At 63.3% G+C, this 12,974-nt stretch carries 11 protein-coding genes; 2 read left to right on the plus strand and 9 right to left on the minus strand.

Annotation, left to right across the window (positions count from 1 at the left end; genetic code table 11):
* Nucleotides 1-79 precede the first annotated feature (79 nt).
* The gene (gene gltX / locus FJ414_RS06840) at nt 80-1,504 is read left to right on the plus strand and encodes a glutamate--tRNA ligase (RefSeq protein ID WP_140642670.1); all 1,425 of its coding nucleotides are present in this window, start codon (nt 80-82) and stop codon (nt 1,502-1,504) included.
* A 179-nt stretch (nt 1,505-1,683) separates the two neighbouring features.
* Complete coding sequence (gene gltA, locus FJ414_RS06845; protein WP_095818701.1) at nt 1,684-3,012, plus strand: citrate synthase; 1,329 nt, start codon at nt 1,684-1,686, stop codon at nt 3,010-3,012.
* A gap of 53 nt (nt 3,013-3,065) precedes the next feature.
* Here gltA and lpxB read toward each other — a convergent pair whose 3' ends face one another.
* The 9 genes from lpxB to FJ414_RS06890 all read right to left on the minus strand — a co-directional run bounded on the left by lpxB (nt 3,066) and on the right by FJ414_RS06890 (nt 12,963).
* Complete coding sequence (gene lpxB / locus FJ414_RS06850; RefSeq protein ID WP_140642673.1) at nt 3,066-4,253, minus strand: lipid-A-disaccharide synthase; 1,188 nt, start codon at nt 4,251-4,253, stop codon at nt 3,066-3,068.
* Nucleotides 4,243-5,160, minus strand: a complete 918-nt coding sequence (gene lpxI / locus FJ414_RS06855) for a UDP-2,3-diacylglucosamine diphosphatase LpxI (RefSeq protein WP_140642675.1) — start codon at nt 5,158-5,160, stop codon at nt 4,243-4,245. The genes lpxB and lpxI overlap by 11 nt, the downstream gene beginning before the upstream one ends.
* Nucleotides 5,147-5,983 (minus strand): acyl-ACP--UDP-N-acetylglucosamine O-acyltransferase, encoded by an 837-nt coding sequence (lpxA, locus tag FJ414_RS06860; RefSeq protein WP_140642677.1) that lies wholly within the window; start codon nt 5,981-5,983, stop codon nt 5,147-5,149. The genes lpxI and lpxA overlap by 14 nt, the downstream gene beginning before the upstream one ends.
* A gap of 15 nt (nt 5,984-5,998) precedes the next feature.
* On the minus strand, nt 5,999-6,460 hold the full coding sequence (gene fabZ, locus FJ414_RS06865; protein WP_140642679.1) for a 3-hydroxyacyl-ACP dehydratase FabZ: 462 nt from the start codon (nt 6,458-6,460) through the stop codon (nt 5,999-6,001).
* Nucleotides 6,453-7,508, minus strand: coding sequence for a UDP-3-O-(3-hydroxymyristoyl)glucosamine N-acyltransferase (lpxD, locus tag FJ414_RS06870; protein ID WP_140642682.1), 1,056 nt, complete (start codon nt 7,506-7,508; stop codon nt 6,453-6,455). Before lpxD ends, fabZ begins: the two co-directional genes overlap by 8 nt.
* A gap of 78 nt (nt 7,509-7,586) precedes the next feature.
* A complete protein-coding gene (gene bamA, locus FJ414_RS06875; protein WP_140642684.1) occupies nt 7,587-9,950 on the minus strand; it encodes an outer membrane protein assembly factor BamA in 2,364 nt (787 codons plus the stop codon).
* A gap of 218 nt (nt 9,951-10,168) precedes the next feature.
* Complete coding sequence (gene rseP / locus FJ414_RS06880; RefSeq protein WP_140642686.1) at nt 10,169-11,311, minus strand: RIP metalloprotease RseP; 1,143 nt, start codon at nt 11,309-11,311, stop codon at nt 10,169-10,171.
* 104 nt (nt 11,312-11,415) lie between these two features.
* On the minus strand, nt 11,416-12,231 hold the full coding sequence (locus FJ414_RS06885) for a phosphatidate cytidylyltransferase (protein WP_140642689.1): 816 nt from the start codon (nt 12,229-12,231) through the stop codon (nt 11,416-11,418).
* A 12-nt stretch (nt 12,232-12,243) separates the two neighbouring features.
* A complete protein-coding gene (locus FJ414_RS06890; protein ID WP_140642691.1) occupies nt 12,244-12,963 on the minus strand; it encodes an isoprenyl transferase in 720 nt (239 codons plus the stop codon).
* Between the last annotated feature and the right edge of the window lie 11 nt (nt 12,964-12,974).

The following is a 12,974-nucleotide window of genomic DNA, read 5'->3' on the forward strand; positions in this document are numbered from 1 at the left end:
CCGCCTATGCTACATGAACGCCGGTCGCGTGGAAGTCCGCGCGAAACATGCATTTTTTCAGTGCTTCCTCGAGAGTTCCATGTCCGACAAGGTCGTCACCCGTTTTGCCCCCTCGCCCACAGGCTACCTGCATATTGGCGGGGCGCGTACGGCGCTGTTCAACTGGCTCTATGCCAGGCACACCGGCGGCACGATGCTGCTGCGCATCGAGGATACCGATCGCGAACGGTCCACCGAAGCTGCCACCGCCGCCATTCTCGACGGGCTGACCTGGCTTGGCCTCTCCTGGGACGGCGAGGCCGTCTCGCAGTTCGAGCGCGCGCCGCGTCATCGCGAGGTGGCCGAGGAGCTCGTGCGCATGGGCAAGGCCTATTACGCCTATGAGACGCCGGCTGAGCTCGAGGCGATGCGCGAGGCGGCCCGCGCCAAGGGTCTGCCGCCGCGCTACAACGGCCAGTGGCGCGACCGCGGCCCCTCCGAGGCGCCGGCAGGCGTCAAGGGTGCGATCCGCATCAAGGCGCCGACCGAAGGCGTGACGATCGTCAACGACCGCGTGCAGGGCGAGGTGCGCTTCCCGAACAAGGATCTCGACGACTTCATCATCCTGCGTTCCGACGGCGTCCCGACCTACATGCATGCCGTCGTCGTCGACGATCACGACATGGGCGTCACCCACATCATCCGCGGCGACGATCACCTGACCAACGCCGCGCGCCAGACGGTGATCTACGATGCCATGGGCTGGGATGTGCCGTCGATGTCGCACATCCCGCTGATCCACGGCGCCGACGGCGCCAAGCTGTCGAAGCGGCACGGCGCGCTCGGCGTCGAAGCCTATCGCGCCATGGGTTATCTGCCCGAGGCTCTGCTCAACTATCTGGCCAGGCTCGGCTGGAGCCATGGCGACGACGAGGTGATGTCGGTCAAGGACATGGTCGCGTGGTTCGACATCGGCGACGTCAACAAGGGCGCGGCGCGCTTCGACTTCGCCAAGCTCGAGGCGCTGAACGGCGTCCATATGCGCAAGATGGATGACCTGGCGCTGTTCGCCATCTTCGTCGCCACCTTGCCCTATATCGAAGGCGGCCCGACGCTCGCGGCAAAGCTCGACGACAGGCGCAAGGCGCAACTGCTTGCCGCCATGCCCGGTCTCAAGGAGCGGGCCAAAACCCTGGTCGAGCTGGTCGACGGAGCGGCGTTTCTGTTCGCCGAGCGGCCGTTGCCGCTGGATGAGAAGGCGGCCGGCTTGCTCAACGCGGATGCGCGCGCGATTCTGCGCGGCGCGCATGGCGCATTGTCTGCCGTCGAGGGCGACTGGAGCGCCGCCTCGGCCGAGGCTTCGATCCGCGACTTTGCGCAGGCCGGTGGGCACAAGCTCGGCGCCGTGGCACAGCCGCTTCGGGCCGCGCTGACCGGCCGCAGCACCTCGCCCGGCGTGTTCGACGTGCTTGCCGTGTTGGGTCGCCAGGAAAGCCTGGCGAGGATTGGAGATCAAATCGATTAGCAGCGAACTGGCCCAAGAAGATTGGCATTGAAAGGTGTGTTTCGCAGTGCAACATTAGGCTTGGCCCAATCTGGCACGCACCTCCTAAAATGCGATGGCAAGTTCGCGCATTCCGGTGATTTCGACGTGTCGTTTGCAGGAATTGCCTTGCCGGCGTGAGGAACATAAAGGAGTTTGCAATGAGCGAAGCTGCGACAAAACTGGAACCGAGCGGCAAGGCGCATGAGTCGACCGCCAGGCTCGAACTCGCCGGCAAGACCCATGAATTCAAGGTGCGAAGCGGGTCGACCGGGCCTGACGTGATCGATATCGGCGCGCTCTACAGCACGACCGGCGCCTTCACCTACGACCCCGGCTTCACCTCCACGGCAAGCTGCGAGTCGGCAATCACCTTCATCGACGGCGACGCCGGCATCCTGCTGCATCGCGGCTATCCGATCGACCAGCTTGCCGAACATGGCGACTTCCTCGAGGTCTGCTACCTCCTGCTCTACGGTGAACTCCCGACCAAGGCGCAGAAGGAGGACTTCGACTATCGCGTGACGCGCCACACGATGGTGCACGAGCAGATGTCGCGCTTCTTCACCGGCTTCCGCCGCGATGCGCATCCGATGGCCGTCATGTGCGGCGTGGTCGGCGCGCTATCGGCCTTCTATCACGACTCCACCGACATCTCGGATCCTTACCAGCGCATGGTCGCCTCGATGCGCCTGATCGCCAAGATGCCGACGATCGCGGCGATGGCCTATAAATACCACATCGGCCAGCCGTTCATATACCCGAAGAACGAGCTGAACTTCGCCGCCAACTTCCTGCACATGTGCTTTGCCGTGCCGTGCGAGGAATACAAGATCAATCCGGTGCTGGCGCGCGCCATGGAGCGCATCTTCATCCTGCACGCCGACCACGAGCAGAACGCCTCGACCTCGACCGTCCGCCTCGCCGGCTCCTCGGGCGCCAACCCGTTCGCCTGCATCGCCGCCGGCATTGCCTGCCTGTGGGGTCCGGCGCATGGCGGGGCCAACGAAGCAGCGCTCAACATGCTGGGCGAGATCGGCCATGTCGACCACATCCCGGAATTCATCGCCCGCGCCAAGGACAAGAACGATCCGTTCCGGCTGATGGGCTTTGGCCACCGCGTCTACAAGAACTACGATCCGCGCGCCAAGATCATGCAGAAGACGGCGCATGAGGTGCTGGGCGAACTCGGCATCAAGGACGATCCGTTGCTCGACATCGCCATGGAGCTGGAAAAGATCGCGCTGACCGACGCCTACTTCATCGAAAAGAAGCTCTACCCGAATGTCGACTTCTACTCCGGCATCACGCTAAAGGCGTTAGGATTCCCCACCACCATGTTCACCGTGCTGTTCGCCGTTGCCCGCACCGTCGGCTGGATCGCGCAGTGGAAGGAAATGATCGAGGATCCGCACCAGAAGATCGGCCGCCCGCGCCAGCTCTACACCGGCGCCACGGAACGCGATTACGTGCCGATTGCTAAGAGATAGGGAATAGTGAGTAGGCAGTAGGCAGTAGAAAGAGAGTGCCTACTGCCTACTGCCTACTGCCTACTGCCTACTGCCTTCCTGATGCACCCCATCACCACCTCGGCGGCGATCTCGCCCGAGGGCCGCTCGGTCGCCATGCGGCGGGCGATCTCTGCAAAGCCCGCCTTTTGCCAGGCGCGCATGCCGGTGTCGGCAAACAGGGCTTCCAGCTGCCGGGCTAGGTTTTCCGGCCGGACATACTGATCGTAGAATTCCGGCACCAGCGCGCGGTCGGATATCAAATTGGGCAGCAGTGCCGACCACGTCGTCACCATATGCTGCAGAATCTTGCGCGCGATCGGGTCGAGCTTGTAGCAGGAAACTATTGGAACGCCTGCGAGCGCCAGTTCCAGCGAAACCGTTCCAGACGCGATCAACGCCGCATCGGCCTTGCCGAAGGCCTGCCATTTGCGCTCCGGCTCGGTGATGATTTCCGGCTTGTCGTCCCAACTCGCGACCGACGTCTTCACCAGATCGGCGACATGTGGCACCGTCGGCAACAGCAAGCGCAGGCGGTGGCCGCGCTGGCGCAGGACCGACATCGTCTTGCCGAACGGCTCGATCAGCCGGCGGACTTCGCCGCGGCGCGAGCCAGGCAGCACCAGCAGCGTCTTGACCCGGTCGTCGGCGAGGTCGCGCGGCTGGCTCTGCGCCTTGGCGGCGCCGAGGATGCCCGGATCCTGCGTCAACCGGTGACCGACATAAGTGCCCGGCGGCCCGCCAAGGCGGGCGAGCGCCTTCACCTCGAAGGGCAGGATGCAGAGGATGTGATCGACATAGGGCTTCATCGCCACCGCCCTGCCCGGCCGCCAGGCCCATACGCTCGGGCAGACATAGTGGACGATCGGAATGGCCGGCGCCGTTGCGCGGACCTTCTTCGCAACGCGCAGCGAAAAGTCCGGACTGTCGATGGTGACCAGGCAATCGGGCCGCTCGGCCGCGATTGTCGCCGCCGTCTGGCTGATCCGGCGCATCAGCCGCGGCAGGTCGCGCAGCACCGCGCTAAAACCCATCAGTGCGATCTCGCCGCCGTCGAAGAGCGGGTTCAGTCCCAGCTGCTGCAAGTGCCTGCCGCCAATGCCCACGAGCTGAACCTTGCGGCCGGTCGTGCGTTCGAGCGCCCGCACGATGTCGGCGCCAAGCAGATCGCCGGATTCCTCGCCGGCGACGATCGCGATCTTGAGCGGCTTGTCAGCGACCATTAGCCGGCTCCCCATTGGCCATTTGCGTCGCGGGCAGGCCGACAATGAACAGGCCAAGCGCATTGGCGCGAGCAAGCGTGGTCGGACCTTCAAGGATAAGCGAACGGCCGGCTTCTACGGCTATGCCGGCAAGGCCTGCCGCATGCGCGGCCTCGATGGTCTGCGGGCCGATAGTGGGCAAGTCGGCGCGCAATTCCTGGCCCGGCTTGGCGCATTTGACCAGCACGCCGCGCGCCTTGCCGGCCAGCCTGCCGTGGCCGCGCAATTCCCGCGTTCTGTCGAGCAGGCCGGCGGTGCCTTCGATGCCTTCCAGCGCGACGGCTCGACCTCCAATCGCAATCGCAGCCTGGCCGATATCGAGTGCGCCGATGGCCTTGGCCGCCTTACGGGCGGCCTCGATGTCACGCCAGTCGGACTGGTTTGGCCCGGTCACCGTCAATGGACCTTCGCCAGCCGTCAGTTCCGGAACGACTTCGTGCGCGCCGACGACCTTGACGCCTCGCTTTTCCAGGCCTCGGGTCAACACCTTCAGCAGGCCGTCGTCGCCGCGTCGCAACGCTCTGACCACGGAGGGAATTATCGCCAGCAGGCCAAATGTCGGCTTTATCCTGCTCAGCCGCGGCCTGCGCTTGATCTCGCCGGCCAGGACAAGGTGCGTGATGCCCCGGCGCTTCAGCAACGGAAACAGCAGTCCGATGTCTTCCAGCGCGAGTTTTTCCTGATCGTAGGCCGCGAAGTCCGCCTCGCGGTCGACCTCACCGGCGGCGATGATGATGAAGGGCACGAAACCGTGCTTGACCAGGCCATCGGCGACTTCGACGGGCAGGCTGCCACCGCCGGCAATAATGCCGACCTTCGAGCCCGGCGCGAGTTGGAACGCTGATGCGGCGCGCTCAGGCCTCGTCATCGCCGCTGTCTTCGTCGCCGCCACCTTTGAGCGATGGGACGGCAAAGTGTCGCTTGTCGCGACTGGTGATGAAATCGATGATCTTCATGGCCGTTGGCGACCCGGCGAACTCGGCCTTGGCGAGTTCCACATTCTCACCGACGGTGCGGGAGCGATCGAAAATCGTCCTATAAGCCTTGCGCAGCAGGTAGATCTCGGAACGCGGCAGACCGGAGCGTTTGAGACCAATGATGTTCAAGCCGCGCAGGCTGGCGCGGTTGCCGACGGCAATGGCGTAGGGAATGACATCGCCGACAAAAGCCGAACAGCCGCCGAGAAAGGCGTTGTCGCCGACGCGCACGAATTGGTGAACCGCGCTTAGGCCGCCGATATAGACGTTGTCGCCAATCTCGCAATGTCCGCCGAGCGTCGCGCCGTTGGCGAAGGTGGCGTTCTTGCCGACAACGCAATCATGGGCGATGTGGGCGTAGGCGAGGAAGTTGCCGTTGTCGCCGACAGTTGTCTCGCCACGGCTGGTGTCGGTGCCGACATGCATTGTGACGCCTTCACGAATGGTGCAGTTCGCTCCGATGACCAGGGTGGTGCGACCGCCCTTGTGCTTGGTGTTTTGCGGCGGCGCGCCGAGCGTCGCCATTGGATAGACCTTTGTCCCGGCCCCGATGGTCGTGGCGCCCATCACCGACACATGGCTGACCAACTCCACACGATCGCCAATGATTGCATCGGCGCTGATATGGCAGAAGGGCCCGATGCGGACGCCTTCGCCGAGCCGGGCTCCTTCTTCGACGACCGAGGAAGGATGAATGGATGTCTCGACTTTCATGAGCATTTCGAACCGTCAGCCGGTAACCATCATGGCCGAAACCTCGGCTTCGGCGGCTTTCGCGCCGTCAACCATCGCCTCGCAGGCGAATTTCAGCAGGTTGCCGCGCTTCTTGATCTTTTTGACGTGGATCCTGAGCTGATCGCCCGGAACGACCGGCTTGCGGAATTTCGCGTTGTCGATGGTCATGAAATAAACCAGCGACGGCTTCTCGGTGTTGAGGCTGCGAATGCAGATCGCGCCCGCGGTCTGGGCCATGGCCTCGATGATGAGCACACCGGGCATGACCGGCTGCTGGGGAAAATGGCCCTGGAAATGCGGCTCGTTGATGGTCACGTTCTTGATGCCGACAGCGGACTCGTCGCCGTCTATGTCGACGATGCGATCGATCAGCAGGAATGGATAGCGATGCGGCAGGAGCTTCATAAGCCCCATGATGTCGACCGCGTCGAGTGTCGTTGCCACCATATCAGCCATTTCCGTCGCCTTGCTTGCGCGTCCTGGCCATCCTGCGCAGCATCGCTATCTCGCGCATGGCTTCCGCCATGGGCTGCGCCGGGTAACCTCCCCAGACCTCGCCTGCCGGCACGTTGTTCATGAATCCACTTCTCGCAGCAAGCTTGGCCCCTGGTCCGATGGTCAGATGATCGGCAAGGCCGACACCGCCGCCCATGGTGACGTTGTCGCCGACGACGACGGAACCGGAAATACCCGAAAGCCCGGCTATAATGCAATTGCGGCCGATGCGAACATTGTGGGCGATCTGCACCAGATTGTCGATCTTGGTGCCTTGGCCGATGATGGTGTCGGACATGGCGCCGCGGTCGACGGTCGAATTGGAGCCGATCTCGACATCGTCCTGGATGATGACGCGGCCGATCTGCGGTACGCGTTCAGGTCCTTTGGCGCCGCCGACGAAGCCGAAACCATCCTGGCCGATCCTGGCGCCGCCATGGATGATGACGCGGTTGCCGACAAGCGCATATTGAATGCTGGCGCCGGGGCCGATGAAACCGTCGCGGCCGATCTGGCAGGAACGGCCGACAACGGCGTGAGGCGCAACGACCGTGCCGCTGCCGATGGATACGCCAGGGCCGATCACGGCACCAGCCTCTACGATCGCCCCGTCCTCGATATGCGCGGACGGGTCGATAAACGCATGCGCCGAGATGCCGGTTTCTCCGGTCATTGGCCCCGGAGTCGCGGCCTGCGGAAACAACAGGCGCCCGACCATCGCGAAAGCTTGCTGCGGACGCGGATGCATGAGCACCGCGATGCCCGGCGGCGCCTTGCTGGCAAAATCGGCAGGACACAGCACCGCGGCCGCCCTGAGCGACTGCATCAGGGCGAAATTGCGCTTGCCGTCGACAAAGACGAGCGCGCCATTGCCACCCTCGTTGGCCGGAGCCAGCGCCTCAATGGCAATTTCGGCCTGATCGGAATCGAGCAGGCTGGCGCCGGTCAGATTCGCGACCTCGCCAGCCGTATACCGGCGTGAAGGCGCGAAGAACACCGGATCGGTCATTCCAGAAGCTATATCCAGCTGGGTCGGATCGGTCCACTCCGGGCCGTCAGCCGGCCCGGAACCATCGCAACCACGAAATTAGAAGCGGGTGGCGATACCGAAGTTGAATTCCTGCACGTTGTCGGTCGACTCTTTCTTGACCGGGATCGCATAGTCGATGCGGATCGGGCCGAACGGCGAGGCCCACATCAGGCCGACACCGACCGAGGCGCGCAGCTTCATGCCAGCCGAGTCTGTGTTAACGCCGACAAGGTTGTTGCCATAAAGCGTGGCCGCATCCGCAAAGACGGCGCCACGCAGACCGAAGCTCTCCGGAATGACTGGAAGCGGGAACTGGGCTTCTGCGGAGGCATTGAAATACGTCGTGCCACCAAGGTGATCACCGCTGCCGTCACCGGCAACCGGACCGATGCCGCCATACTCGAAGCCGCGGATCATGCGATCGTTGCTCTGGAAGAGATCGAAGATGCGAAGATCGCCACTGCCGTAGCCCGCGATGTAGCCTGCTCCGCCCGAAACAAGGCCGACGATATCAAGCTGCTCGGACAAGGTCTGGTAGACGCTTGCGCGTCCCGTAAGCTTGACCCACTTAGCGTCGCCACCCAAACCGGCAAACTCGGTTGTACCGGTGATATAAAGCCCCTCATGCGGGTTCTTCATATCGTCGATTGTGTTGTAGACCAGACCGAGGCTGACCGACGATTTGAGCCAAGGGCTTTCCGCAACACCATCCCGAATCGCCTGGGAGATGGTGCACTTGAGTGGGTCATAGATCCCATTGGTCGTGCAATCGTCCGCAAGCGAGTACTTCTCTTGCGAGATATTGTACGCCAGCTGCGTCGAAATGTTGTCGGTGATCGGCAGGCCGAACCGAACGGTCGCGCCGGTGGTGTCGGTATCGTAGTGATCATACTCGCGGGTCGACTTGTAGATGTCGAAGCCCGCCGCGATGCGCCGGCCGAGGAAGTAGGGCTCGGTGAAGGAAAGGGCGAAGTCGCGCGAATTCTTGCCGCCGCCGGCCGACAGCTTGATGTACTGGCCACGGCCGAGGAAGTTGCGCTCGGTGATCGAGCCTTCGATGGACGGGCCGGGCGTGTCGCCGCCGGTCGAATAGCCGGCGCCGACCGAGAACTCACCCGTCGACTTCTCGACCACGGTGACCACGAGCACGACCTGGTCAGGGGCAGAGCCCGGAACCGTCGAAATGTCCACGGACTGGAAATAATCGAGGTTTTCCAAGCGCTTCTTCGCGCGCTGGATGAGAACCTGGTTGAAGGCGTCGCCTTCGCTGACATCGAATTCGCGACGGATGACATAGTCGCGCGTGCGGTCGTTGCCGCGGATTTCGATGCGCTCGACATAGGCCTTGGTGCCCTGGTCGATGGTGTACACGACCGAAATGGTGTGGTTCTCGAAATTACGGTCGCCGCGCGGCGTCACCTGGGCGAAGGCATAGCCCGAGCCCGCGACCTTCTCGGTCAAGGCGACGATCGAATCCTCGACGTCCTTGGCGTTGTAGACGTCGCCCTTGTGGGTCTCGACCGCGGATTCCAGCGACTTCGAGTCAACCTCGGGAATGGTGCTTTCCACGCTGACGTCGCCGAACGTATAGCGATCGCCTTCCTGCACGGTGATGGTGACCGTGTATTTGTTGGTGGTATCGTCGAGCTCGCCGACGGCCGAGACGACCTGAAAGTCGGCATAGCCGTGATTGTAGTAGAAGCGGCGCAGCAGCTCCTGGTCGGCGCGCAGCTTGTCCTCGTCATAGACGTCGTCGCGCAGCACGAACGACAGCCACGACGAGCGCTTGGTGTTGATGACGTCCGACAGGCGGCGGCTGGAATAGGCGTGATTGCCAACGAAATTGATCGCCGCGATCTGGGTGCGACCGCCTTCGTTGATGTTGAAGACCACGTTCACGCGGTTGTCGCCGAGATCCATGATCTGCGTGGTCACCGCGGCGTCGTCGCGGCCAATGCGCTTGTAGGCGGCTTTGACCGACTCGACATCGGCATCGAGCGCCTGCTGCGAGAAGGTCGCGCGCGGCTTCAGCTGGATGGCGGCCTGGAGCGCGTTGTCCTTCAGCTTCTTGTTGCCCTGGAACAGGACCTGGTTGACGACCTTGTATTCCGAAACCTTGACGACCAGGCTCGAACCTACCTGGTTGATCTGAACGTCCGAGAACAGACCGGTGCCGAACAGCGCCTTGACGGCGTCGTCGATATCGGAGCTGGAGAAAGGCTTGCCCGGCTTGATCGAAATGTAATTGCGGATGGTTTCCGCATCGACCCGCTGGTTGCCGCTGACCTCGACACGCGAAATGACCGCGGCCTCGGCCACCGACGTGGCGGCGAACTGCACTGCGAGCGCGCCTGGCACGACCAGAGCGGCGGACAAAGCCGCCGCGGAAGCGGCGCTCAGAAACTTGGATGCTGCCTTCATCGGGCTTTTGTACCTTTTTCTCGTAGTCCCCACGGCGAGAAAACCGGACGTGCGGTATTTTCCCTTACCGTATTAACCGGATTTTCCCTACACGCAAGGCTCCCGGTTAATTTGTATTTACTTAACCGTACCGCGTGGCTTTCGCGTCACGCATATCCCCACGCATGGTAAACGGCATCTCAATATGACCTGGGCTGAAGCCAAATTTCTTCATGATTTCAGCACCCAAACAGATCGTTCCAAAACACGAAGCCCATGAAGCCGAGCACCAGGAACAACCCGGCCCGGTAGGCCATCTCCATCATTCGTTCCGAAACGGGCCGCCGTATGATGGCCTCCACGCCGTAGAACAAGAGGTGGCCGCCGTCGAGAGGGGGAATCGGCAGGAGATTGAGAAATCCTATCCCGACTGACAGAAATGCAACAAGCTGCACCAGCCACTCGAAGCCGAGCTTGGCTGCCTGACCCGACATCTTCGCGATCTTGATCGGACCGCCCAGCTGGCATTTGTCCTCGCGTCCAAGCGCAAAACGTTGCAGGAACTGGCCGGTGCGCTCGATCACATGCCCGGTTTCCTCCACCGCCGCCACCACGGCGCCGGCCGGCGTATAGGAGATCAGGCGCGGCTGGCCGAGCTCGGCGTTGTTGACGACGCCGATCACCGCGACCTTGATCTTGTTGCCCAGCGCATCCTGCTGCTCCATCGGCTCCGGCGTGGCCGTAACGTCGATTTCCTTGCCGTCGCGCAGCATGGTGAAGGCGATGGCGTCGCCCGCCCGGCCCGAAACCAGCCGCTGCACGTCGGCGAAGGTCTCCACCTTGCTGCCGTCGACTTTGACGAATCGGTCGCCTGGCTGGATTCCAGCCTTTTCCGCTGGGCTGCCCTTGGTGACTTCGGCGACTGTCGGCTCCAGGACCGGACGGCCATAAAGCGAAAACAGCACCGCGAACACGGCGATCGTCAGCAGGAAATTGAACAGCGGCCCCGCAACGACGGTAGCGGCGCGCTTCCAGATGGGTTGCGTGTGGAAGGCGACCTCGCGCTCGGCTTCCGTCAGCGATTCGAGCTCTTCCGTGTTCGGCTGGCTCGATGTCGCGTTCATGTCGCCGACAAATTTGACATAGCCGCCAAGCGGAATGGCGCAGAGCTTCCAGCGCGTGCCGCGGCGGTCGTAGAAACCGAAGATCTCAGGGCCGAAGCCGATGGAAAAAGCCTTCACGCCGATGCCGCACCAGCGGCCGATCAGATAGTGGCCCATCTCATGGACGAACACGACCACGGTCAGCACGAACAGGAACGGCACCAGCGTGCCAAGGACGAAGCCTTGTGCGCTGAAGACCGCGTGAAAGATGTCGTTCAAGTCATGCCCTCAAATTCGCCCGCACGCGACACTCCGCCGCGACTGTGGCATCAATCCGGGCGAATCCGTGGCGCGCGCCATTTTTCGCCTGACTGCTGCGTCGTTCAGTTCGGAAACAGCCCCAGTGCCGGATGCTCGGCGCCCGCCGCGATCCAGCCCAAGACGTACAGCGCGAACGCGGCCGCGACAAGCCCGTCCACCCTGTCCATGACGCCGCCATGGCCGGGAATGAGATTGCTGGAATCCTTGGCGCCGTGCCGGCGCTTGACCCATGATTCGAACAGATCGCCGATCTGCGAAACGATCGAAAGCGTCAGGGCGACGAGGCCAAGCTGGACGAGATTGCCGGCCCCGGCCGCAACCGCCAGCAGCAAGCCGGCGACAACGCCGCCGGCCGCGCCGCCCAGCGCGCCGCTCTGCGTCTTGCCGGGCGAGATCGACGGCGCGAGCTTCGGGCCGCCGACCGCGCGGCCGACGAAATAGGCCGCAATGTCGGTCGCCCAGACCACGGCGAACAGGAAGAGAATCGCAATCAGTCCGGAATGATTGTCGTCACGGACATAGGCGAGCGAAAAGCCGGAAAGAGCCGCATAGGCCAGTCCAGGGGCTTCCCACGGCGCAGGCCCTCCCACGCGGGCGGCAATGGCCGCGACCGCCACAAGGATCGCCACAAGCAAGAGCAGCCACAAAGCCGGCACGCCGGCGATCAGCGCGCCGATGAAAACCAGAATCAGCGCTTCCGGCAGGAAGCCGAGAGCCGCCCCGCTCGCGGGACGCGCCATGCGAGTCCATTCATAGAAGATCAGCGCCGCTATTCCCGCGCAGAACAGCCGAAACGGCAATCCGCCGAGCCAGGTGAGCGCAAGCGTCAGCACCGCCATCACGATTGCCGAGATGACGCGCTGCTTGAGATTGCTCATGCGTGGCGGCGCCTAAAGCGCGACGTCGCGGGCGGCAAGCCCGCCGAAGCGTCGTTCTCGGCCGGCAAAGTCGCGCAAGGCGTCGGCCAGGTGCTCACGGCTGAAGTCCGGCCAATAGCAAGGTAGGAAGATGAGCTCGCTATAGGCAGCCTGCCAGAGAAGGAAGTTCGACAGCCTGAGCTCGCCGCTGGTTCGGATCACCAGCTCGGGATCGGGAATGCCCTTTGTGTCGAGCGACGCGGCAAAACTTTCCGCCGTGATCGCGTCGCTCGCCATGTCGCCGCGCGCGACGGCATCCGCCAGCCTGCGCGCCGTGCGCACGATCTCGTCGCGGCCGCCATAGTTGAAGGCGATCACCAGCGTCAGCGATTCGTTGCCGGCGGTCAGCGATTCGGCCTCCTGCAACAGCCCCCTGATATCGGGCTGCAGCCCCTCTTTGTCGCCGATCACCCTCACCCGCACGCCGTTCTGATGCAGTTCCGCGAGATCGCGACGGATGAACAGCTTCAAAAGCCCCATGAGGTCGCTGACCTCGGATTTCGGCCGCGACCAGTTCTCCGAGGAAAAGGCGTAGACGGTCAGGTAGGATATGCCGAGCCCGGGCGCGGCGCGGACCGTCTTGCGCAGGGCCTCGACGCCGGCGCGGTGCCCGGCAAGGCGCGGCAGGCCGCGCGCCTTGGCCCAGCGTCCGTTTCCGTCCATGATGATGGCGACATGCGCGGGCGTTGCCATGGTCTCGCTTT

It is taken from the genome of Mesorhizobium sp. B3-1-6, assembly GCF_006439555.1.
Taxonomy (GTDB): Bacteria; Pseudomonadota; Alphaproteobacteria; order Rhizobiales; family Rhizobiaceae; genus Mesorhizobium.